27 protein-coding genes and 1 pseudogene are annotated in these 20,976 nt (G+C 35.2%); 11 read left to right on the forward strand and 17 right to left on the reverse strand.

Translation table 11 applies throughout. From position 1 onward, the window contains the following. Positions 1-19: 19 nt before the first annotated feature. The 4 genes and pseudogenes from HYB91_RS13025 to HYB91_RS10060 all read right to left on the reverse strand — a co-directional run. Positions 20-163, reverse strand: a pseudogene (locus HYB91_RS13025) (hypothetical protein); the annotation flags it as partial. 84 nt (positions 164-247) lie between these two features. After that, positions 248-646 carry an immunity 53 family protein gene (locus HYB91_RS10050; RefSeq protein ID WP_002672474.1) on the reverse strand — a complete coding sequence of 133 codons (399 nt, stop codon included), beginning with the start codon at positions 644-646 and terminating at the stop codon, positions 248-250. A 198-nt stretch (positions 647-844) separates the two neighbouring features. Next, a complete protein-coding gene (locus tag HYB91_RS10055; protein WP_002676936.1) occupies positions 845-1,444 on the reverse strand; it encodes a hypothetical protein in 600 nt (199 codons plus the stop codon). A gap of 10 nt (positions 1,445-1,454) precedes the next feature. Next, positions 1,455-2,087: a hypothetical protein gene (locus tag HYB91_RS10060; protein ID WP_002676935.1), complete on the reverse strand. Its 633-nt coding sequence runs from the start codon at positions 2,085-2,087 to the stop codon at positions 1,455-1,457. Positions 2,088-2,267: 180 nt separating this feature from the next. Between HYB91_RS10060 and HYB91_RS10065 the strand changes: the two genes are divergently transcribed. From HYB91_RS10065 to HYB91_RS10110, 10 genes are all read left to right on the forward strand, one after another. Further along, positions 2,268-2,795: a hypothetical protein gene (locus tag HYB91_RS10065; RefSeq protein ID WP_002676934.1), complete on the forward strand. Its 528-nt coding sequence runs from the start codon at positions 2,268-2,270 to the stop codon at positions 2,793-2,795. Positions 2,796-2,848: 53 nt separating this feature from the next. Beyond that, a complete protein-coding gene (locus tag HYB91_RS10070; RefSeq protein ID WP_002672481.1) occupies positions 2,849-3,403 on the forward strand; it encodes a hypothetical protein in 555 nt (184 codons plus the stop codon). A 15-nt stretch (positions 3,404-3,418) separates the two neighbouring features. Then, positions 3,419-3,958 carry a hypothetical protein gene (locus tag HYB91_RS10075; RefSeq protein ID WP_002676933.1) on the forward strand — a complete coding sequence of 180 codons (540 nt, stop codon included), beginning with the start codon at positions 3,419-3,421 and terminating at the stop codon, positions 3,956-3,958. A gap of 14 nt (positions 3,959-3,972) precedes the next feature. Beyond that, complete coding sequence (locus HYB91_RS10080) at positions 3,973-4,602, forward strand: hypothetical protein (RefSeq protein ID WP_002676932.1); 630 nt, start codon at positions 3,973-3,975, stop codon at positions 4,600-4,602. Positions 4,603-4,633: 31 nt separating this feature from the next. Beyond that, positions 4,634-5,533, forward strand: a complete 900-nt coding sequence (locus HYB91_RS10085; protein ID WP_002676931.1) for a DUF4261 domain-containing protein — start codon at positions 4,634-4,636, stop codon at positions 5,531-5,533. 14 nt (positions 5,534-5,547) lie between these two features. Beyond that, positions 5,548-6,612, forward strand: a complete 1,065-nt coding sequence (locus HYB91_RS10090; RefSeq protein WP_002676930.1) for an ankyrin repeat domain-containing protein — start codon at positions 5,548-5,550, stop codon at positions 6,610-6,612. A gap of 55 nt (positions 6,613-6,667) precedes the next feature. Then, positions 6,668-7,198 (forward strand): hypothetical protein, encoded by a 531-nt coding sequence (locus HYB91_RS10095; RefSeq protein WP_002676929.1) that lies wholly within the window; start codon positions 6,668-6,670, stop codon positions 7,196-7,198. A 107-nt stretch (positions 7,199-7,305) separates the two neighbouring features. Next, positions 7,306-8,115 carry an alpha/beta fold hydrolase gene (locus tag HYB91_RS10100; RefSeq protein ID WP_002676928.1) on the forward strand — a complete coding sequence of 270 codons (810 nt, stop codon included), beginning with the start codon at positions 7,306-7,308 and terminating at the stop codon, positions 8,113-8,115. A gap of 45 nt (positions 8,116-8,160) precedes the next feature. Then, entirely contained in the window at positions 8,161-8,481 is a 321-nt protein-coding gene (locus HYB91_RS10105) for a TfoX/Sxy family protein (RefSeq protein WP_002676927.1), read from the forward strand. Continuing rightward, a complete protein-coding gene (locus HYB91_RS10110; RefSeq protein WP_002676926.1) occupies positions 8,444-9,508 on the forward strand; it encodes a hypothetical protein in 1,065 nt (354 codons plus the stop codon). The genes HYB91_RS10105 and HYB91_RS10110 overlap by 38 nt, the downstream gene beginning before the upstream one ends. Before the next feature lie 120 nt (positions 9,509-9,628). On the opposite strand, the gene HYB91_RS10115 is transcribed toward HYB91_RS10110, so the two are convergent. The 8 genes from HYB91_RS10115 to HYB91_RS10150 all read right to left on the reverse strand — a co-directional run bounded on the left by HYB91_RS10115 (position 9,629) and on the right by HYB91_RS10150 (position 16,504). Then, positions 9,629-10,477, reverse strand: coding sequence for a hypothetical protein (locus HYB91_RS10115; RefSeq protein WP_002676925.1), 849 nt, complete (start codon positions 10,475-10,477; stop codon positions 9,629-9,631). Positions 10,478-10,743: 266 nt separating this feature from the next. After that, positions 10,744-11,715, reverse strand: a complete 972-nt coding sequence (locus HYB91_RS10120) for a formylglycine-generating enzyme family protein (protein ID WP_253719497.1) — start codon at positions 11,713-11,715, stop codon at positions 10,744-10,746. A 41-nt stretch (positions 11,716-11,756) separates the two neighbouring features. Further along, the gene (locus HYB91_RS10125; RefSeq protein ID WP_002676922.1) at positions 11,757-12,404 is read right to left on the reverse strand and encodes a hypothetical protein; all 648 of its coding nucleotides are present in this window, start codon (positions 12,402-12,404) and stop codon (positions 11,757-11,759) included. 63 nt (positions 12,405-12,467) lie between these two features. After that, on the reverse strand, positions 12,468-12,950 hold the full coding sequence (locus HYB91_RS10130) for a GNAT family N-acetyltransferase (protein WP_002676916.1): 483 nt from the start codon (positions 12,948-12,950) through the stop codon (positions 12,468-12,470). Positions 12,951-12,973: 23 nt separating this feature from the next. After that, the gene (locus HYB91_RS10135; protein WP_002676914.1) at positions 12,974-14,065 is read right to left on the reverse strand and encodes a DUF6892 domain-containing protein; all 1,092 of its coding nucleotides are present in this window, start codon (positions 14,063-14,065) and stop codon (positions 12,974-12,976) included. 1 nt (position 14,066) lies between these two features. After that, positions 14,067-14,468, reverse strand: a complete 402-nt coding sequence (locus HYB91_RS10140) for a hypothetical protein (RefSeq protein ID WP_002676913.1) — start codon at positions 14,466-14,468, stop codon at positions 14,067-14,069. A gap of 11 nt (positions 14,469-14,479) precedes the next feature. Continuing rightward, on the reverse strand, positions 14,480-15,463 hold the full coding sequence (locus HYB91_RS10145; protein WP_002676911.1) for a DUF6630 family protein: 984 nt from the start codon (positions 15,461-15,463) through the stop codon (positions 14,480-14,482). A 66-nt stretch (positions 15,464-15,529) separates the two neighbouring features. After that, positions 15,530-16,504 carry a hypothetical protein gene (locus tag HYB91_RS10150; RefSeq protein WP_002676910.1) on the reverse strand — a complete coding sequence of 325 codons (975 nt, stop codon included), beginning with the start codon at positions 16,502-16,504 and terminating at the stop codon, positions 15,530-15,532. Between the two features lie 237 nt (positions 16,505-16,741). Between HYB91_RS10150 and HYB91_RS10155 the strand changes: the two genes are divergently transcribed. Further along, positions 16,742-17,542 carry a hypothetical protein gene (locus tag HYB91_RS10155; protein ID WP_002676908.1) on the forward strand — a complete coding sequence of 267 codons (801 nt, stop codon included), beginning with the start codon at positions 16,742-16,744 and terminating at the stop codon, positions 17,540-17,542. Here the strand turns inward: HYB91_RS10155 and HYB91_RS10160 are convergent. From HYB91_RS10160 to HYB91_RS10180, 5 genes are all read right to left on the reverse strand, one after another. Beyond that, positions 17,535-18,233: an ABC transporter ATP-binding protein gene (locus HYB91_RS10160; protein WP_002676907.1), complete on the reverse strand. Its 699-nt coding sequence runs from the start codon at positions 18,231-18,233 to the stop codon at positions 17,535-17,537. The genes HYB91_RS10155 and HYB91_RS10160 overlap by 8 nt on opposite strands. Positions 18,234-18,251: 18 nt before the next feature. Then, the gene (locus tag HYB91_RS10165; protein WP_002676906.1) at positions 18,252-19,043 is read right to left on the reverse strand and encodes a HEAT repeat domain-containing protein; all 792 of its coding nucleotides are present in this window, start codon (positions 19,041-19,043) and stop codon (positions 18,252-18,254) included. A 15-nt stretch (positions 19,044-19,058) separates the two neighbouring features. Next, positions 19,059-19,646 carry a hypothetical protein gene (locus HYB91_RS10170; RefSeq protein ID WP_002676905.1) on the reverse strand — a complete coding sequence of 196 codons (588 nt, stop codon included), beginning with the start codon at positions 19,644-19,646 and terminating at the stop codon, positions 19,059-19,061. 69 nt (positions 19,647-19,715) lie between these two features. Continuing rightward, on the reverse strand, positions 19,716-20,564 hold the full coding sequence (locus HYB91_RS10175; RefSeq protein WP_002676904.1) for a BRO-N domain-containing protein: 849 nt from the start codon (positions 20,562-20,564) through the stop codon (positions 19,716-19,718). A gap of 29 nt (positions 20,565-20,593) precedes the next feature. Further along, on the reverse strand, positions 20,594-20,896 hold the full coding sequence (locus HYB91_RS10180; RefSeq protein WP_002676903.1) for a tetratricopeptide repeat protein: 303 nt from the start codon (positions 20,894-20,896) through the stop codon (positions 20,594-20,596). Positions 20,897-20,976: the final 80 nt, after the last annotated feature.

Consider the following 20,976-nt stretch of genomic DNA (forward strand, 5'->3'; position numbering starts at 1 on the left):
CACTTCGGTTTATATTTATCTATTCCATTGTGTGATGTAAATGTGTAGCAGATAATCCAAAAATATCAAACCACGTATTGGTATCTTTGACGTAGGCATAAAAATTACTTTCCCCACTTAACAATCTTATCGGGTCTTGACTTATGTATGCTCCTGTACTTGGGGCATAGTACCTAACCTATTGTATACTAATTCCGTCTCGGTATCAAGATATTGCCCTTGATATAGAAACGATATGAAAATCTCGTCAACTTTTCTTTTTCAATGATTGTGATACAGAGTCTATTATTTCTTTTATTCTTTGAGATGAAAGTATTCCAATACCTCTTTTCTCTATTTCTTCTAATTCTTCGATAATTGCTTTAAAAGAGTGAAGTATTTGATTCAGCTTGTTAATATCCCCAAAAATTTCAATGTAGACATAAGTTTTAGCAATTATTCTTATTTCGAAATCTATCCAATCTTCATCATTGTCTCTGCCCAAAGGCTCGCTTGCTTTTAAAAAATCGCCATAATTACTTATATCAGCCCTTAAAATCCAGCCAGGATTATCTAACATACCAATAGAAATACCCTGCTCGTGTTCCCAGTCGCCGTCAATTTGAGTTTTTGTCCAGTCTTGTAACCAATCTACTATACTGCGCATATCCTATCCTTTACAACTATTTCTATTTTTAAATCGTTCATTATTTGGAAATTCATCATCAGTAGGTTCTCAAACATCCCCATTTTTTAAATTTACGTGAAGAGTAGGGATTTTTTTTCCTTACCTAATTTATTATAGGTAGTTTACCCTGTTCCATCAACTCCACACCATCGAAACGCTTGTAATTATATACTAATTCTATTTCGGTATCAAGATATTGCCCTTAACAACACTAGTAAAATCTGAAAATTGAGATACATTTTTAAGAAATAAATCCTCATAGTGAACTTTCGTATTTTTGATGCGTATAAATCCAAAACCTGTATCATCATGAGGATAAGCAATAAATCCTAATTCATCAAACACAAAAAAACAATGTCCGTCAATTCCTTCATCCATCATCATTAATAAAGAGAACATAGATATAATATCATAATCCGTAGTTAGAAATTTTTTGAATCCTGAAGATAAACAATTATCATTATCGTAAATAGAAGCGCTAATTGTTTCTATATATCCAAAATCAATTAAATATTTTTCTATGTATTTTATGTAATTGTTTATGTTGCTGTTATTTAGATTATATTCTTTTATTTTGAAAATATTAGAAACTATGATTATATTATTTGTATGTTTTCTAAAAAAATGCATAAAATAATCGACTATTTTATTTGCGCGAAAAATAGTAAAAGGCTTATTTCTTTTGCAATATCCTTTCCAGCCTTTACTGTCGGTATAAGAATTCAAATTTACCCATTCTTGAATATTAAAATTTGAGTTATCCATTATCGTGTTCATCTATCTACTTTTATCCCATCAGTTTTTGATAATACTTCTCCAATTGTTTTATATTCCGTGCTCTTTTTAAAGAATCGGCATCATTTTTATCCGTATAGGTCAGCCATTTATTATATAAGTCATATAAAATTTTCTGTCCGGTTTCGGTTAAATCGAGATTCGTATATAAGAGTTTTATAATTCGGCCTTCTCTGTCTACAGGATTTTCCTTTATCAGCTTTTTTTCATAGGCAAAATTAAGAAATGTAAGATTTTCTTCATATAGTGTATAAATGGTTTCGGGATAGCCTCTATAACTTTGAAATATAAATCCTATATCAATGACAACTTCTTTTAGAAAATATAATTCATGATAGACATAATGTATGATTTTTTCAAGGTTCTCCTTATCTTCAAGATTTGTAACTTCAATAAATTGATAATACTTCCAATTAAATAAATTTACCGGTTTAAAACAAGGCAATATATTTTCAGTTTTTTCAAAAGTTGGTGCATAAAGGACATAAAACTTTTCCTGATACAGCACTCCGATTCGTTTCCCTGACACAAGTACAATATACTCTTCAAAAATGGCTTCCAGTGAAAAATTATTTATTCCCTTGCATTGTTTTTCCATATACTGAGCAAATTTTTTAGCGGTCATTTATTTCCTCTCTCCTAATCCGAACATAAGTAATATCCGGTTTTACTTTATCAAATTATACATGATTTTACGGTATTTTTCTATATAGTAAAAATATAAAAACAACTACTCTAATATATAGAAAAAACAGCTTTAAAATGATATAATATAAACAATATTTAATTGGTGAAGGGCTTTTACATGGCAAAAGAAACAAATACTTTAAAAAAATTTTTAGACAGCGAAATCTATTCGGAGCTGATTCGGCTTACGGACCCGGCAAGTATTGAAGAAAAAATCAAGGATATTGAAATTTCCCGATTACATGATAGATTAAAACAACGTCAATTTCTATTGGAAGGTTTTACTTGTAAATTATCTACCGAAGAAGAACTGGCCGAATGGTATTTGCATCTAATCAAAGAAAATAAAAGCGATATTGTTCTTTGGACAAAAGAATTTTGGAAGTACAGTAATGATACGCCGGATGAATATCCTGACGGCGAATTTGCTCCGGAAGAAGAACTTGATGAAGATGAAAAATCAAAACTTATTTCAGTCGGCAAATATACAAAGTCATGTTTAGCCATGTATATGCTGGAATTCGATATATTAAAAAATCATCCTGAAATTTTAGCAGATTATTATAAAAGACTGCGTATTCCGGATGCGGTCAAATATGCAAGAGAAATGAAAAAACTCTTTTCCCGAATATTCGGGGAAAGTTAAGCTTTTTTCAAGATTTGCTAATCCTTGCAAAAAGTTTTTATGGGAGGTATTAAATGGCACGATACGAACTTGGTGCAATTTACGAAATAGATGCAGGCGAAAAATCCTATTATGCCCGCCTTTTAAATTGCGATTTATACGGAGTATTCGCCCCCCTTTCCGGTGAAATATCAGAAGAAGCATTTGAGGATACACCGTACCGCCTGTATATTTCTACCGGCAGCTATGCAGTAAAACGAGGCTTTTGGAAAAAGCTTTTTCCTTCGCCCGATAAAACGGATATTGAACGCTGGAGCCGTCCTCTGCATTTAGTTGTATTTACACCTTGGGATATTGAGGGTGCACTCAACCGCCGAACTTCATTTGACAAATACGGCCATACTGAAATAGTTGATGAAAAAACATATATTCGATGCCTTAAACAGGGCTTTATTTCAATCATTCAACCTATGTACGAAAAAGTCCCGCAGTTCCTCAATAATTATTACGATGATTGGCCCGCAAGTGAAATTTACAGCGACGTTCTAACAGGAATCGGCACGTCAGAACATCAACAAAAACAAATGAGCAATTTAAAGAAAATAGGATTTGATGTTTCGAAATATTAAAATAGGAGAAATAAAATGCTTACACTGAAAGAATTGATTAAAAATCAAAAAAATTTTAATGAAAGCTTCTTTGCAGAAGTGTCGGATAAACTATGGAAAATCGGAGAAATAGAAGAAATTAAAAATCAAACCGATGAGGATTTATTTCTTTTTCATATCGCCGTTAACATCATAGGAAACTGGAAGGGGGATGGTTGGTGGGAATTTATCTGTAATTATCCGCAGCTTATCCGGTATGTCCCCGACACATTGGCAGCATTAAAATTATCCGATATGAAAACGGCCTTTGAAAACGTGATAAAATGTTTCCCTGAAAATACGGTTTTTGAATATTCCAGCACCTATGTAGATACGGTCAATTTTCTTCAAAATGTCAGATTCAAAATAAGCGATACATATTTAAATTCGATTCCCGCAGATAAGAGAAAAGAAATGTCCGAGGCTTTGCATAAAAGCATTGATGACCTTGAATCCTTGACGGATAAACGCTGGGCTTATGATGCAAAAGATGAAGGTTGGTCGGATGTAATTGATTTTATCGAAGAAAAGAAATAACGGAGGAGATGATAATGCACTATATCGGAGAATTAACAACAGACGGTTACGGAATGGCTATTATTCCTATTGATTTGCTTACGGGATATCTTGCTTCAAAAAAATGCAGGGCGAAGAAGCTTTTAAGTTATCTGCAAAAGAACTTCGATCTTTTTCTGGAGATTGTAGAAAAAGGCAAGCTTGTCCCATTTTATCGAATCAATTCTTTTGAATATCATATATTCGCCTCTATAAATGAAGAAGCTGTCATACCTAAAGGATTTAAAGAAGTATGCAGATTTGAAAAATTTTATCTTGAAGTGGGGGATTTAAATAAGATATGTTTTTCCTGCTTCGATGATTTGGACTATGATTTTGAAAATATTAAAAAAAATATTACAGAGCACACGGAATATATTAAAACCGGTCCGAAAGAAATTATGGAGCCGTATAATTACCGTTTAGGTTTTGATATACCCAAAGGAAAATATGAATTCGACCTCATAGGCTTGGAAAAAATCGAGAAAACTGAAAGAGAAAGCAAAAACTACGGCTATGCCTTTGTGTTCAAAAAGAATGAAAATGCAGTAAATAATAATGTGACAAAATGTGATAATGAAGACGATACTTATAAATTTAATGTACCGAGGGAGGAAAATATATGAATCAATTTCAGTTTAAAAGAGAGGTAATACTATGAAAGAAAAAAAATCAAATGTAGATGACAAGATTCTCAAACAGGATATGAGTCAAACTGCCGACCGTCCGGGTATGGTTTTTATGATTCATCTACTTATGGAAGAAAAATGTGAAATGCCCGAAAAAGAGCATATACATAAAATTATGTGTGAACATTTAGGCGAAACGGATTGCTTTTGTTATGACGGTAATATGGCAGGTTTTGCTCCTAAAAAATATTCCGCGCACTATGAAAAAGAAAAACTAAATGTGCCTCCGCAGCTCATTATTATGAACTGTTCTGAAATTGAAAAACCGATTATGGATAATGTTTCAGCAACACAATTATGGAATTGCCCGAACGGCGGCGAAATTCTGGAAACTTGTAAATATCAAGTAATGGCAACGGATATGTTGGCCGCCGGTTTAAATTATAAAGAAAGAGCGGAAATGCTGGTAAATTATGTTGAAGCATTAGTAAACATATATCCGGCTTGCAAGGCAGTAGTTTTTGAAACATCTAAAAAAATGCTGACCAGAGAAGATATTCTAAACTGTACTTTGCCCAAAGAAATGCGCTTCCTCCATTATGCAGTCAACATCCGTTTTTTTAATATTCAAGGGACAAACGATATGCTGGTCGATTCGCTCGGTATGAGTACCTTATTTCTGCCTGATGTTCAATATCATTTTCACGGCTTGAACCCGAATGACGTTGTAAACCACGCATATAATGTTTTATCCTACATTTATGATAATAATAATCCGATAGAAGACGGAAATACAATAGCGGGTCTTACGGACGGCAATATGGATTCAGATATCAAATGGAAGGTGCAATACGAAGATTCTCTCATACAGCCGATAAGAGAAGTCATAGACATTAATATGGGCGAATACGCTTCGGGAAACAGATAAACAAGGATTTAATTATGATAACGATCGGAAACATCGGAAGATTTGAATCTATACCGCAAATTTTAAACGATGTACTAAATGAAAATATTTCTGCATTGGAAGAACATCTATTAAACGGGTGGAAGCTTAATAAAGCAATCAAAGTTGGCAAATACACCGAGCTCTCTCCTTTGGATTTTGCATTGATAATGGAAAAGTTTCAATCTATAAAATGGCTGACGGAAAAAGGAGCAAACCTTAATGCAAAGGAGCATCCAAGTTTTCTTCTAGCAGTGAGATATTGTAATGAAGAGGTAATAAGGTTTCTTGTTTCCCATGGTGCAAAGATAGATGTAGTAAACAATGTAGGTTCGGAAGCATTTTTAGAAGCATACTATGGCAAACGCTTTGACAATTTTTCGATTATACAAGAACTTGGACATACCGCAGCTAAATACGGCGGACAGCTCTTGCGTCACGCGGTTTCTGACCGTAATTATAAAATTCTGGAATTTCTAATTGAACACGGAGCAGATATTAATTACAATAAGTCCGACATGGTATATTCCAATCAACCGACTCCGTTGTGTGTAGCAGCAAGATATGTTGATTTGGAAATGTGTAAATTTTTAGTGAAGCATGGAGCGGATGTTACGATTGCCGAAAAAGACGGAATGCGTCCATATAGCATAGCCTTGGAAAAAGGCGATGAGGAAATGGCAGAATATTTTAAATCATTAGAGCCTTCCGAGTTTCATCAAACACAAAATAAATTGGATGAATTAAAACCGTATAAATTGCCAAAGAAAATAATTGAATTTTTAACCGGTGAAAACCTACACTTCGATTTAGCGGATTCCGACTTTGGATATATTGACTTCTTCAAACTGATTGATACTATTCCGTTTAAATTCGGCCGACAAAAATTATTAAGACTTTCCCGCTCTCTCGGAGATTACAGTCATATTTATATTGTATGGAATCCGAAAACAAAAAAGATTGCAAGCTATGATATGGAGCATGAAGAGCTCATCGATTTGGCAGCCTTTGATGATTTTATAGAAAATATGACAAAGTATATGAACCGGATTTTTGAATAATGACCGATAATGAGATTGATAAAAATATATCTGAAAAGGAGAATATAAGGAGACTATGGACAAAAGAATAATTGATAGAATCACTAAACTGGGCGGCAAATCGGCCTTTGAAAGCGAGAACTTGCTACGAAATATGGAAAGCATTAGCCTATCTAAGAGTTATCTTATGCAGGACTTTAGCGATTACTTAGAAGATGATTTACTCGATAGAATAAAGGCAGAAGGGATATTACCTGAATCGGAAATCCCATATCCAAGGGTACAATACAAAACTGAGAAATTTACTCCTTTCACAAAAGGAACAGCCGACTATGATGAATACTCCGGGTTTATACATAAAGAATATGTAAGCTCAGTCATTCCTTGTAATGATTTAGAGTTTTTAATTATTGGCGAATCCAACTCTTATCCCAATTATTACTTTATATGTCTAAGCGATAAAGATATTAGCAATCCCAAAGTATACACTACAGATCACGAAGTATTCTTTAGAGAGATTGAAGAATTGGGGCGTTTCTCTGATTTTCTTGATTTATTCGTATCTGAAGATGAGTATAAAGTAGAAATCAACAAGCTGAGAGAATAGAAAGGCTATAAGAACAATTATGTGCAAACATTGAGATGATATAGATATAGCTTAAAAAACTAGCACAAAATTAAATAATACGGTATAATAATTTACAGGATTGCTGTATGAATGAAAAACAATTTTCTACCCCTTACGGAGTAATTCATTATTGGAAAAATTCTTTTGATACCGGAAAAAAAACACTTGTATTTTTACCGGGATTAACTGCAACGCATATTCTATTTGATAAGCAAATTGACTTTTTTCAAGATAAATACAATGTATTAATTTGGGATGCGTCGGGACATGGAAATTCAAAACCATTTGAATTGAAATTCTCAATGGAAGATAAAGCTCGATATCTGCACGGTATTTTGGAAACGGAGAATATAATTAAACCAATATTGATTGGGCAGTCGATGGGAGGCTATGTATCTCAGATGTTTATGGAATTATATCCCGGAGAGACAAGAGGTTTTATTTCCATTGATTCATGCAGTCTTAAGCGAGAAACAGTTACATGGTTTGATATCGGGATAATGCGGCATGTAGAGCCGATTTATCGTATGTACAAATGGGATAAGTTAATAAAAGCCGGAACCAATGGTTGTGCAGAAAGCGAGTACGGCCGAGCTCTTATGAAGGAAATGATGATGACCTTCGATAAAGATTGGTATTGTAAAGTCGCGGGGCATGGCTTCAAGATTTTAGCAGATGCTTTAAATTCAAAACGCAGATATGATATAGATTGCCCTGCAATTCTTCTTTGCGGAACTAAAGACAAGGCAGGTTCTGCTAAACGATATGATAAGAAGTGGGCAAAATTGACCGGCTTACCTCTTATATGGATAGAAGGGGCCGGACATAATTCAAATACGGATAAACCGGAAGAAGTTAATCAAATTATAGAAAATTTTGTTGACGGTTTGCAATAGACTAGAATAATTTAAGTCAAGCAAATTAAACTTATTGAGGTACAAATGGCATCAAGTAAAGAATATTTGGATTTTATTTTGGATCAGTTATCCGAATTGGAAGACATAAGCTATAGAGCGATGATGGGAGAATATATTTTATACTACAAAGGTAAGATTGTCGGCGGTATTTATGATGACAGATTACTTGTTAAACCTGTAAAATCGGCGATAGCCTATATGCCGAATGCCGGCTATGAGCTGCCGTATGACGGTGCAAAAGAAATGCTCTTAGTTGATGATGTAGACAGCAAAGATTTTTTAACAGGTTTATTCAAAGCTATGTTTGATGAACTGCCTGCCCCAAAACCTAAAAGGAGACGATAGATTGGGGAGATTAATTTTTATTTTGCTGCTTTCCGTTTCAGGACTTATTTTTTTAGCGGTTATCTTCGGAATGTATATTTATATGAAACGAACCGTATCGGGCGGAAAATCACTGATGGAAGAACCTGTAAACAAACAGACAGATACTACAAAAATGAGGTTCAGCGAGTTTTTGGTATATGCATCTGTCATACTTGGGGCTGTATTATTTGCCTTACAGGTGATAAAAAAGGGAGGCTCAGGATTTTCTAATTTGGCAACAGCTATCCTCCTGCCTCCGGTTATGGCCCTTTTTAATGCACGAAAGCGTACCGGAAGAAGTATTTTTATATTTATGGCTGTCGCAATATTTTCACTTTATATGTTTTTGGTATATATCATAATCAGCGTTCCGGTAAGGGCTCCGGTTTTTACGATTAACAACACAAAGATTAAGATGGCTCATACAACTGTTGCCAATATAGTTGCAGACGGATTCGACATATATGTAAAACAGGATAATCCTTCCGGCAGAGATTATAAAAAACTACTTTCTTGTGGTGTTTTTAAAAAATATCCTGTCGATGGAAGTATTCTCGTTGAAAAGGGATTCCGAAGAAATAATACTGCTATACCTTATGCTAATTATCTTCTTGTAAAAAACGGCTTTGTAATTGGGAGCATCGGTCTTTACGGTCATAAAAAGAATGATACGGTATTGGAGGACTGTAAAATCATTCATTTAAAACTTGATGAATACTGCATTTCCGATGCAAGAGCAAATTCAATTCGTTATTGTCTTGATGATGTTGAGCTGCTCGTTCCATTGCAACAAGAAACATTGCAAAAAACATTCGATAAAAAACTGTGGTTAGTACCGCCAAGAAATACGAGAGACATAACTCAGCTGCACTACGGCATTAAATGGTCAACCGGAAGCGATCATCTCTTTTGGAATGAATACTTTGCTTATATTCATTTTAATGAAAACAATGATATGACCGGATTTGAGATTTCAACCGAAATAGCACGTGATTGGAATGAATGAAAAGTGTGAAGGACTACTCTTCATTATAATGAAGGATGTACATCCGGCATAGATTATGATCTTTGTCTGCCGGTTTATATAAGACAGTTTATATGCCTTTTGAATTGATAGTGAAATAATTTAATATTTTTTACTACTGTCGTAATCGCAAGAGCCGTCGGCATGGCGGGGCCAGGTGATTTTAGATTCATCGTATTTTCCCGTTTTTAAGAATTTTTCAAATTCCCTTTTTGTTTGTTCATCAGTTCGTATAAAAGTTTGTATAAGTGTTTTATTATCGGGTAAATAAAACGAAAAATAATCACCGTCAACTTTTAGATAAAAAATAAAATTTTCACCCTCATTCGGTAATTCATTATTTCTAATTCCGGTTTTCTGATTATGATCAGAATAATAATAGTGCCCAACTATTAATTTATATGTATCGTTATTTTTTTGTATATTAGTAATTTCTCCATCAAAAATTGTAAAATAATTATTAAAAGAAAATTGAATATTTGTTATATATGTATTATTCTGATAGAAAGTACAACATTCTTTCCAATCTCTATAGTCATCATCATTTTTTTCTTTTTCAACAGTTGTACTATAACAATCGTATATTATATTTATATTTCTCTTTTTTAATCCTTGAAAATAATCATCTATAAAATAAACATTTCCGGGTTTCGTTAGTATATCCGCATCAAAAATATCATCTGTTATTTCAGGAATTAAATCATTAGCTCTAATCTTTAATCCTTCATATTCATTTATCAATTCCGCATAATAATCATATTCATTTTTTCCATTATTAAGATATTCAAATAAATATTGTGATATTTGTATTTTTTTATTTTTTTCTATCGTTTCGATAATACTAAAACTATGATCATAAATATTAGTACTTTTTGATGTCTTTACTATTTGTTGCGAAAAACACTCCAGAAGAATAAATGATACATACAAAATACATAAATTTTTTTTCATTTTAATTACCTCCGCCATAGGATCCCAATTTATCAATATGATTAAATGGGTTATAATTGAGTATTTACCAGAGTCTTATTGTTGATTCCATAAGCATTGCATAATAAAAAAAATAGAAAAAGCCTAATTATTTTTCTTTTCATATAAAATCTCCTGTTGTTTTAATAATGTTCCGGCGACAGTATTTATGCAAATTCAATATCGCTCACAAGCCGCGCCGTATTTTTTTTCTTACGGTATGATAAGCGATTCGAAAGATGCAAAAATTACAACCTGCATGCCAAACGTAATCCGAGACTACCTGCATGAAAATCGGGAGTATAAAATAGCCTGATCGGCAGCGCTGCGTTATATATATCGATATCTATACCGCCGCCCCGAAAGACACGGCAGGAGTCGGGAATATCGTCAATGTCAACGATACCTGCTTCTACAAGCGAGTCAGGCAAAAAATCTTTGAAGCGGTCCCAGCACCATTCCCACACGTTGCCGCTCATATCATAGAGCCCGTATCCGTTCGGTTTCAGTTTTTTTACTTCATGGGTTCGGTTTTCACTATTCCCATCATGCCACATATATCGATCGACTTCTTCTTCGTCATCGGAGCCTGCCCATCGGCTTTCAACGCCGCCTTTTGCTGCCCATTCCCATTCGGCCTCCGACGGCAAGCGGAATCCGTTTTTGCTTATATCCACGGTTACGGCATCCCATGCCTTTATAATTCGATCCTTTTGAGGCATATATTCATCCTCAGAAGGAATTTTATCAAACGGAAGTGAGGCAAAGTCTATCGGTTTTCCTTTAACCGTTACCGTATAACAGGGTTCAAGGCCGAGCTTCAAACTGAGCTTGTTGCAAAAGGCGATTGCCTGATACCAGTTTATCATTTCTACCGGCCGTTTTTTTTGTTCTTCGCCGCCGGCAGGTTTTGTTTCTTCGTCATTACCGTTAAAACCACTCGGGTTATTGCCCATCACCGCCTGCCACAACTCCTGCGTTACCTCCGTTTCGCCGATCCGGTAGGTCGGTAAGCTGACCGTATGTGCAGGGTTTACGTCGTATTCTCCATATCCGAGGGTACCGTCCGTTACGGCGGGAATGGCGATCATCGTAAACGATACGCCGTTTACCGTATACGTCTTACCGGCAAGCGGTATGTCTGCATTTTCGGCATTTACACCGGCGCTGCCGCCTGTCATTGCAATAAGTGCCGCTCCTAAAAATAATGTTTTATTCAATTTTCTTTCCTCTGAACATATCTATAATTTATATTTCGGTTTTATAATACTGCTTTACCACAGTCTCCTTTCCCAAAATTACCTTCAACATTTTTGTAGAATATTCTGCATTTTTCTTTTGTAAAAGCTTGGATAATTCCGTCGGTTGCCCATAAAAGAGGATGTTGAAAATTCCTTTCTCCAAATTCAATATCACTTCGATAAAATGTATTTGAATTTAATTTTTTCTCATCTTCAACTGTCATTCGGTACGGCCATGGATGGTGATGCCCGAAACTTCTTTTGCAAACACTGCAACTTCCATTATCCAAGATGCCGTAAGAAACTTTACCCTGATATTCGATACGCACCGACTTTGACCGTACAATATCAAAGTGCATTGTATACAAAAATTTGCAAACATAGTATCCATACGATTTTTCAAACGGAACAAATTCAATTCCTTGCATATTATATGTATGATATATATCATAAAACCGCTGACTTGCGATAGATACACCATCTAAAGTACCAAAGAAAAATTTCTTTTTTCGTATTTTAACTATCTTTGCCGCTTGTAAAATTGCTTCATCACGGTTTAATACCATCTTACATGCTTCACAATAGTCTATTTTTATTTTATCGCCCATGTCTAAATACAGATTCCGTTCGTCACTGTCGCCATATATGCTGCAATAGTTTATTATCAACGTTTTCCTCCATAAGTTTTTTAGCTTAATTCATATAAATACTCGCTTTTCTATCTTTTTATATCATAACTTTAACGCTGCGATAAGTTCTTCTGCATCCGTATCTCCTGTTTCGACAAAACCGAATGAGCTATATAGTTTACGTGCAACTTGATTTTCAGGTTCATAAGACAACCAACAATATTCAGCTTTTCCGCAAGGAAAAGTTTTAACAAAATCTAGAGCCAATTTAACTGCTTCTTTTCCAAATCCATTGTTTTGATACGCTTTATCAATCATCAGCCGCCAAAGATTATAATTTCCTTTTGCTATTTCAGGTGCATCGATCCAATAGTCATGAACATCAAAACCGATCATCAAAAATCCGACCGGTGTTGCATTGTCATATATCCCGAATGGAAATGCATAACCATTTGCGGTGATTGTAATGTAGGCTTCAATGATGCTTATATCGTTGGCAGCAACAAAGCTTTTCTGTGTTTCCGATACCCGCAGTTTCAGAATATCCCAAATGTTTTTCCCGTTTACTTTTTCCAAATGAAGCATAATATATCCTTTTTGACTTAAATTTATTCTGCAATATTAATTCCTTTCTCGATAAGTTTTTTCTTTGTTTTTTCGGAAATATAAATAACTGTGCCGTCAATAAGTTTTAAGTTTGGAAACTGTGCCAACTCCTCATCGGAAATAGATTTAATATCAAATAGATCATCCTCACCGTCCCATTGCGGAATAAGCTGCATATTAATTTCATTTCCGCCATCAAGAAACAGCTGTGTTACCTTTGGGGCCAATTCAGCCGGAATTTCCAATTGCTGAAACCAGCTTTTTACTTCAGGTATCATTTTATCGTAGTAATCATCGGGATCTATTTCTTTTTTTGCATAATCATTGCAAAAATCATATACATCAAATTTCGGTTTAAGCAGTTCTTGTTTGTACATCAGCTCTTGGATAACAGCAAGTTTAAAATTGAAGTTTGTAAATGTCAGTACTTTACCTTCTGCCTTTGGCTGTTTCCATTTACCGCTTGACACCCTCGGCGGTTTATACCAAAAACTTATATCCCGTATAGGTTCAGGTTCGGCTCGCACCAAATCAGCTATCTCATCGGTTTTTGTTTTTTTCAAACGCTCCTGAAAAGATATTGCAGCCAGAACCGAGTTTAATTTACTCGACAATGAGCAATTTATTTCCCAATTTTCCACTTTCATTTCTAAAAATATATAAGCATCTCTCAATGTTTTTTGAGGTATAGCTTCCAAAATAGTTTTACCGTTTATCGTAAAAATGCCGGGAAACACCTGTTTGGGATTTACATCGAAAAACGAAAATTTTACTTTTTTCTCCCATTCCTTATCTTCACATATTCTTATGTCTAGTTCGCTGATACGTCCTTTGGAAACAAAACTCTTTATTCCTATATTATCCCAGATATATATTTCCTCTAAATCATCTTTACTTATTGTTCCATCAGGCGGCTTACGCAATACTTTTCTATATTCACCGAATTTCTCCGCAAGAATATCTATTGATAGGTTTTCAATAAACTCATCATTAATATGCAAACCGTTTTTAGTTAAATTGATATGAAGTTTCTGTTGCGGCATGGCCGGTTGTTTATCCTGTTTGTTCGATTCCTTGCTTTTTATAATACTCATTTTATATCTCCTTACCATATAATATTTCTTTAATAGCTCTTATGTCAAGTTTATACCATGTTTTATTAACATACATAAGTGCATCCCATAATTGGATTTTTACTTCACTGTCATCACTATATCGTATTACTATTCTTAACTGCGGTGCAGTCATCTTAAACATCTTTCCGTCATTACTTTCATCATCATATTTTGCAGTATTTAAAATATCCGTTATTGCTTTTATATCATCATGCTTAATTGTTCGTAAGGCTGTATCCGTATTATCGGAAAACTGCATTGACACAATACCGTCAGGGTTTATAATACATTGTTTTGAAATAGTCATAACTCGATCCTCTTCATCGGCAGATAGTGTAAAAGAAGTTAATATAAATATACAAAATGCAATTACTTGTTTCATTTTTCCCTTTATTACAGAGTGTTCACAATTTCAATCGTATTCTCAGATTGAAGCAGGCTGAACAGTTGTTTATAAGCACTTATGATTTTTTCTCTATTTTCTTTATCTGACAAACCTAAAATATAGCAATCGCTATTTGTGTCGATAAGATATAATACCTTGTCACTCATCGAAGCAAGCCTACGGAAAACTTCTGGCGGTTCAAATTCCGTATCTTTATCCAAGTGGAGCATATTCGCTTTTATCTTTTTTGCTAATAGATTGTAACCGTATACAATATCTCCCACATCCGCCTTCCAATCGAACATTGCCAAATAGTTCAAATCTATAAAATCGTTTATCAAAGAGACACAAATATTTTCTTGCTCCAATGCTGTATGGTATATTTTCTTGGCTTTTTGCGGAGATATGCCGAGTAATTTACAAAGCGATAAAAAAGTTTGTTCCGTATCGGCAGGTAAGCTTTTGTTCCGGCAAGCAAGTTTTTCTTTTTTCTCCCAAATACGTCTGTCTTCTTCTTCAAGCATTTTTATTTGCAGTTGTTCGTATTGCGTTAAAACCGTTTTTATATTCTCAATGATTTTTTTATCAAAAATAGGCTTGTTCTTTCCTATAAAATTGAACCACTCTTGTCCCTCATCGCCTGTGATGTCATAATCATAAGAAACAATTTCACAACGATCTCCGATTCTCACAACGGCAAAGATTTCATCTTCACAATAATCAACCATACAGATACTTTCGGGTATAAATGCTCTATGGCCGCCATTTTCGTAAAAGCGATTGGTGTATTTTGAGCTTTTGAGTGAAATACAATCAAAAATATTTTGTGCTTTAATTTGTGTCTCTATCATTTCTTGAGCCTGACTCGAAAACTTTGCGTTGTTTTCCAATATCTGCCGAAAGAGTTGTATATCAAATGCCGACCCGCCTATGAGTTTTTCGTCTTTGTAGTACACCCATGACACAGTTCGGCCGATATTTTTTCCGTTCATATTCCATTCCTTTTTTTATTCGTGCGGAGGGTTTAATACCCCGACGCTTGCGTCGGGGTTGTTGATTTATGAATTCACATTGCATAATGCTATTTCTTTTAGTCCTCTATCGTAAAACGAGGTAAGGCATATTTCGCCTGAGATGTTTTCGAGCCTGTGTTTGGACATTCCTCTTGGAAAGGTAATATCGGAATATTCACGTGTGTTGAGTGAAAAAACTTTTTGCTTGCCTTTCCAATCATCGGTTTTAAAAAGAGGAGTCATTATCACATATTGAGAATCAGTAAAGCATCCGTTGATGCCGCCTTTTTTACCGTCTTTTTTTAAGTCATCTGATTCGATAAGTTTTTTGATTACTTTCCCATCTTCGGAAATACTTGCAAGAGCATAATAATTCATTCCCCATTTATTAACCGATGTTTGGCTGTCGCCCGGAATAAAGGCATAGATTTCTTTATCCGATATTTTAATGCTGTCTATTTTAGGAGCGTCTACGCATCTGTCATCTTGATGTGTAAATGCTTTTTTATCTATTGTAGAAAAACATTTCCATTCGGCAGATTTTGTAGCAGCATCAAATTCCAAAAGAGCAAAATATCTTGCGTCCCCGCAATAAACTTCATTTTCAAAGCAAACGGGAATCGTTTGGCTGTCGGATATATTTTGAAAACACCTCTGTTGAGCTTTTTCCGGTACAATGCTTCCTCTTAGCCGTGAATTATTTTTTATCGGAATTATTTCCGGAGAGGAATGAATGCCGGAGTAATACCGCACTTCTTTTGCCGAAATGATGAGTCCGAAACTTATACCATATCGAAAAAGCACAGGATAATCTCTGCCTGATGTTTCCGCATATTCAATCGGAATCTTTTTTATGCCATCGACAGAAAGCACAAGGAGGTAAAATTTACCCCAATCGCTCTTCTCGCCTGTAGTCAGAATTATAGCAGTTCCATCCGGCAACAAAACAGAGCCATGCACAAACGAAAGCTCACTATCCAATTCCCATTTTTTCAATAAACTTAATTTTAGGTTATTCATATTTTATCTCCTTATTTGTTTCAATATACTTAATCCTATTTGTTTCAATATACTTAATCCTTTCAGCCGATATTCTTCACCAATTAATCCTCATTTTTTCATATCCTATTGTATCATTTTTCCTTATCCTTTTTAAGGGGGAAAGATGAAAAGCTGACAGTAGAAAAAATACCTTAAAAAGAGTATAATGGTATCAAATATGTAATGAAATGAGAATTGTGAACGGAGAGATGATAAATGGCAATAGACGGTGTAAAAATTATAGACAGTGATGACGGGTATGACATTTACAATACCATAGTCGAACGATATAAAGACGGCGAAAATATCGACACAATAATTGAAGACGTTTTAAATGACGAGGAAAACTTCTGCATAGATCCATTTTACACGGAAATTTACTGGACTGCATTTGCCTATTCTTTATGGAAGGTAGGGCATTTACCGGAAGAGATAAAGAATAAAGCGTTAGAAATAATTGCAAAAGGTGCTGATGATTTCTGGCTTGAAATTGACGGCAAAGCTCTGAAGCAAAGGCAGAAAGAGCTTGATAAACTGGCTGTTCAGTTACAAAGTGAAAATCCTAAACCGATTAAAGTACCGAAGGCAAAAATTAAACGGGACCCGTATTTTAAAGTAGGAGAAGTGCTTGCAGTTAAATTTGAAAATGAGTACGGCGCAGTTTTTGTTTCAGATGTTGATCAGAGCCCAAGAAAAATAGAATATCATTTGGCTTGCACGCGCTTGTTACAAAAAGATAAACCGACTATGGATGATTTTTTGAACAGCGAAATTGCTTGTAAAAAGCAAAACACAAAATATGCTCTGGATACGGATTGCTGGTTTAATCACAAAGACTTAGGACTTCTATTAGATAAACTTGAAAAGATAGGCGAAGTCGTTTTCGAGGATTATGCTCTGTGGTCATTGTCGCCTGCTCATACGCTGGAAAATATATATGAAGAAATTACCGCCGATAAGGAAGTCTGGCATCTTCGCTTTATGGAAACGTATCATTTGATAAAAGAAATTAAGTAACAGGAACCTGATGTTCATCCGACTGAATATTTCCGTCAAAAAGTTTTATACATCGATCCGTACTTGCTCCGATTCCCGGGTCGTGAGTAACAATAACAATTGTCGTTCCGCTTTCATTTATTTTTTTAAAGAGGCTAAGAACCTGTGCTCCTGTTTTACTGTCCAAAGCACCGGTCGGTTCATCGGCCAAGATAATGTGCGGTTTTGTTACCATCGCACGAGCAATGGCAACACGCTGCTTTTGGCCGCCGGAAAGTTCGTTAGGCCCGTGGGAAAGTCTATCGCCCATATCTACAAGCTCCAAAGCTTCTTTTGCAAGTACAATGCGTTTTGTTCTTTCCACACCCTGATAGCGTAACGGAAGCATAACGTTTTCTAGAACCGTCATATTTGGAAGCAAATGATACTGCTGAAACACAAAGCCGATCGTTTTATTACGCAGCATGGCAAGTTCTTTTTCCGTCATCTTTGCCGTTTCTTTTCCGCCGATTTCCAATATACCGCTTGTCGGCCGGTCAAGACAGCCTATCATATTCATGCAGGTAGACTTTCCCGAACCTGACGGCCCCATTATCGAAACAAATTCTCCCTGATCTATACTGAAGCTTATGCCTCGCAGGGCATGTACGACGCTTTCACCCATTTCATATAATTTTGTAACGTTTTCCATACGGATAATAGTTTCGCCCATTTTTACATCTCCTTTTATTTAACTCTTACTTAAAAATCGCACAGCAGATTTGCGAGCCTTTTCTATTTTTACCGAATCTTTATTTTCAACAGCTATAGACGATATCCATTTTTTACCGAATAAACTCTGCGCCGACTCTATCATTACGCCGCATGCAAAAAGGTCTTTTTCTGCAGCGATTGCTTGTCTAAAAACATCTTTTACTTTCGGAAGTATTGTTTGACTATGCAGTCTGTTACAGGATAATTGCCATAGCCCCGAAGCCGACCATGCGCGGCAAAGACTATCCTCGTCGTGAAGCATTCTATCATTAAAAATACCGATCTCTTGCGCTGTCCCAATCCACCCGACAGCTATCAGCACTTTGCGCCTCAGAACACAGTCCTTCGTATTTATATGCGAGACAAGTATCGGCACAAGACGATTGCATGCAGCCGTATAAAAATCTCGATGTTTCGACCTCACAAGAATTTCGGCAATGAGATAGGCGGTGAACACCCGTATTTTTTCAGTTGAAGCTTTGTTTATAGCCGCAAAAAGAAAATCAATCCCCACTAAATCGTGTTTATCGAAACTGTTATCCAAATGCAACGGATCATCTCGCTCCCAGTCTTCGCAAATCAATTCGTAATGATAAGCGAGCTCATTGCTTCCGCCTAAATCGGCTATAAAACCGATACATTCGCTAAGAGGAAAACCGGTTCTTTGTAACTCGGCATACTTTTTTTGTAAATCTTCTTTTGTAAGATTTTGACGGCGTAACCGTTCCGCTTCAAGTTCTTGTAAAATTTTTTCCGTTGAATTCGGCATTAGTCTATTCCTTTTTTAAAACCATGAAGAAAGTATTTTTGCTCTTACCGCAAATTCCGTATCTCTTAATTTAACAAATTCTTCCCGATATATTTTTAATACCTCAAAAGAATAATGATAAAAACTGTAAAAAAGATCATCAGGAAAAACATTTTCATCTTCATATCGAAGGCAATCATCATCTTCATTATAAACTTCAGACCATAGATATTCTTCCTTTAACATATCTTCAAAAAAAGGTAAGGGAGCCGCATGCTCCAATTCATCTCCTTCACAAAAACTCTCAGCTATTACGGCAAAAACTTCCAGTAGTTCTTCTACAATGTAGTGCGCATTCTTATTTGTACCGCTCTGAGTTAAAGCTTGCATAAAAATTCTTGTAAGAAATATAAGAGCAAACGGAGTTGCATACCACAAAGTACTTTGATGTTCAATATTTATTGCTATTTCATACAATGCATTTTCTATTTTATCCGTATCCTGCATCTTTTCCAATATTTCAAAATATTGAGGAAATAATGTTGCTCTTCCATAAGTTGTAGGAAGCCGATGCCAAGGTACATCTTCTATTTTTAAATTATGAATATAAGAATTGTTTTTCATACAATATCACTCCCTGTGTATTTATGATATTATGTTTTTTGCATAATTCAATAGTTACTTCAAATTTATTTAATTTTTAGTTTTATCTTTTGCCACGCCGTCTATAAGGCGTGAAAAATCTATTGCGTTTTTTGAATTAATTACGGGTTTTCCGGTTTCTTTTTCTATTTCTTTTCGTGTATTTCCTGCGATGCTTCCGCCGCGCCGTGCCGTTTTTTTATTTTCTTCAAGCCCCTTAGGATTAGTAGTATTGGTTAATTCAGTAACGGTAGCCTCTGCAAGCATATTAAGAACAAGCTCAAGTGTCGACATATTGTCTCTTAGGCTTTCTTTTTTGAGGTTCTTAAAATCCTTATATTGTCTAACGGTCATACCGCTCCATGCTTTAGATATTTCGTTTGTCAAAATAGCATATTCCCTGCCTTCTTTTACGCCATGGTCTTGCCATGTATCGGTAAGTTCCTTTCTTACCTGAATAGCTTGCAGGCGCTGATTTATCCATTCCCTAGTATAGCCTTTTTTAAGATAGGTTTCTAAAGCTCTATCAATTGTCAATTCCGGATCTATGATTTCATCAACTCTTTCTTTCCCTACCTCGGCGAGCCACATCTTAAAGGGTTCCGCCTTAGGTGACGGAATAGATTGGATAATTCTAAATATGCCTTGCATATCGGCTGTATCGGTTTTATACATTTTCCCATCTTTGGGAGATTTCATTTTCAGTTGGTTACAGATTGTAACCAACTCATTTCCTTCATCTTTCAACCTTTTTTTTAAAACCTTCCAATAATTATTGGGATTAGGACTATCCGTTAAGGCTCCCACAACATCCACAACACTAAAATACCACTCTTCTTTTTCGTTATCCCAAACGGAGCGTATTTTATTATCTTCAAATAACTTTACTTCGTTATCCACGATATCGTCCTCCTTAGCATCCGCCGCTTTTACAGCTTATATTTTTCAATCAGCTCCATCAGCACAGACGCGGTATCAATTTCTTGTGAAAGTAAATCGTCAAACTCTTCTTCAAGCTCATCTTGTCTGTCACAAATCCATGATAAAAATTCTTTTGATTTTTCATAGTTTTGATGAATAAAATAATATTCACCTAAAATATATTTTGCAGATGTAACACTTGCAAGATCATCATCGAGTTCGATTACTTTATTTAAAGTCTCCAATGCTTCATCATATAATTTTTTATTTAATTGAAGCATACCCTTTTTTAGATATAATTCTCCATTCATCTTTTTACCCCTATAAAAACTTTTTGCAAGGATTATTAAATCCTGAAAAAAGTTTTTTCAAATGTGTGCTGGAAAGCACA

This window comes from Treponema sp. B152, from assembly GCF_024181665.1.
GTDB classification, from domain to species: domain Bacteria; phylum Spirochaetota; class Spirochaetia; order Treponematales; family Treponemataceae; genus Treponema_B; species Treponema_B denticola.

What these genes read in the sequence shown, in the direction of transcription:
- HYB91_RS10050 (WP_002672474.1), bottom strand. Translation starts at nt 646, where the DNA reads ATGCGCAGTATAGTAGATTGGTTACAAGACTGGACAAAAACTCAAATT.
- HYB91_RS10055 (WP_002676936.1), bottom strand. Translation starts at nt 1,444, where the DNA reads ATGAACACGATAATGGATAACTCAAATTTTAATATTCAAGAATGGGTA.
- HYB91_RS10060 (WP_002676935.1), bottom strand. Translation starts at nt 2,087, where the DNA reads ATGACCGCTAAAAAATTTGCTCAGTATATGGAAAAACAATGCAAGGGA.
- HYB91_RS10065 (WP_002676934.1), top strand. Translation starts at nt 2,268, where the DNA reads ATGGCAAAAGAAACAAATACTTTAAAAAAATTTTTAGACAGCGAAATC.
- HYB91_RS10070 (WP_002672481.1), top strand. Translation starts at nt 2,849, where the DNA reads ATGGCACGATACGAACTTGGTGCAATTTACGAAATAGATGCAGGCGAA.
- HYB91_RS10075 (WP_002676933.1), top strand. Translation starts at nt 3,419, where the DNA reads ATGCTTACACTGAAAGAATTGATTAAAAATCAAAAAAATTTTAATGAA.
- HYB91_RS10080 (WP_002676932.1), top strand. Translation starts at nt 3,973, where the DNA reads ATGCACTATATCGGAGAATTAACAACAGACGGTTACGGAATGGCTATT.
- HYB91_RS10085 (WP_002676931.1), top strand. Translation starts at nt 4,634, where the DNA reads ATGAAAGAAAAAAAATCAAATGTAGATGACAAGATTCTCAAACAGGAT.
- HYB91_RS10090 (WP_002676930.1), top strand. Translation starts at nt 5,548, where the DNA reads ATGATAACGATCGGAAACATCGGAAGATTTGAATCTATACCGCAAATT.
- HYB91_RS10095 (WP_002676929.1), top strand. Translation starts at nt 6,668, where the DNA reads ATGGACAAAAGAATAATTGATAGAATCACTAAACTGGGCGGCAAATCG.
- HYB91_RS10100 (WP_002676928.1), top strand. Translation starts at nt 7,306, where the DNA reads ATGAATGAAAAACAATTTTCTACCCCTTACGGAGTAATTCATTATTGG.
- HYB91_RS10105 (WP_002676927.1), top strand. Translation starts at nt 8,161, where the DNA reads ATGGCATCAAGTAAAGAATATTTGGATTTTATTTTGGATCAGTTATCC.
- HYB91_RS10110 (WP_002676926.1), top strand. Translation starts at nt 8,444, where the DNA reads ATGAACTGCCTGCCCCAAAACCTAAAAGGAGACGATAGATTGGGGAGA.
- HYB91_RS10115 (WP_002676925.1), bottom strand. Translation starts at nt 10,477, where the DNA reads ATGAAAAAAAATTTATGTATTTTGTATGTATCATTTATTCTTCTGGAG.
- HYB91_RS10130 (WP_002676916.1), bottom strand. Translation starts at nt 12,950, where the DNA reads ATGCTTCATTTGGAAAAAGTAAACGGGAAAAACATTTGGGATATTCTG.
- HYB91_RS10135 (WP_002676914.1), bottom strand. Translation starts at nt 14,065, where the DNA reads ATGAGTATTATAAAAAGCAAGGAATCGAACAAACAGGATAAACAACCG.
- HYB91_RS10140 (WP_002676913.1), bottom strand. Translation starts at nt 14,468, where the DNA reads ATGAAACAAGTAATTGCATTTTGTATATTTATATTAACTTCTTTTACA.
- HYB91_RS10145 (WP_002676911.1), bottom strand. Translation starts at nt 15,463, where the DNA reads ATGAACGGAAAAAATATCGGCCGAACTGTGTCATGGGTGTACTACAAA.
- HYB91_RS10150 (WP_002676910.1), bottom strand. Translation starts at nt 16,504, where the DNA reads ATGAATAACCTAAAATTAAGTTTATTGAAAAAATGGGAATTGGATAGT.
- HYB91_RS10155 (WP_002676908.1), top strand. Translation starts at nt 16,742, where the DNA reads ATGGCAATAGACGGTGTAAAAATTATAGACAGTGATGACGGGTATGAC.
- HYB91_RS10160 (WP_002676907.1), bottom strand. Translation starts at nt 18,233, where the DNA reads ATGGGCGAAACTATTATCCGTATGGAAAACGTTACAAAATTATATGAA.
- HYB91_RS10165 (WP_002676906.1), bottom strand. Translation starts at nt 19,043, where the DNA reads ATGCCGAATTCAACGGAAAAAATTTTACAAGAACTTGAAGCGGAACGG.
- HYB91_RS10170 (WP_002676905.1), bottom strand. Translation starts at nt 19,646, where the DNA reads ATGAAAAACAATTCTTATATTCATAATTTAAAAATAGAAGATGTACCT.
- HYB91_RS10180 (WP_002676903.1), bottom strand. Translation starts at nt 20,896, where the DNA reads ATGAATGGAGAATTATATCTAAAAAAGGGTATGCTTCAATTAAATAAA.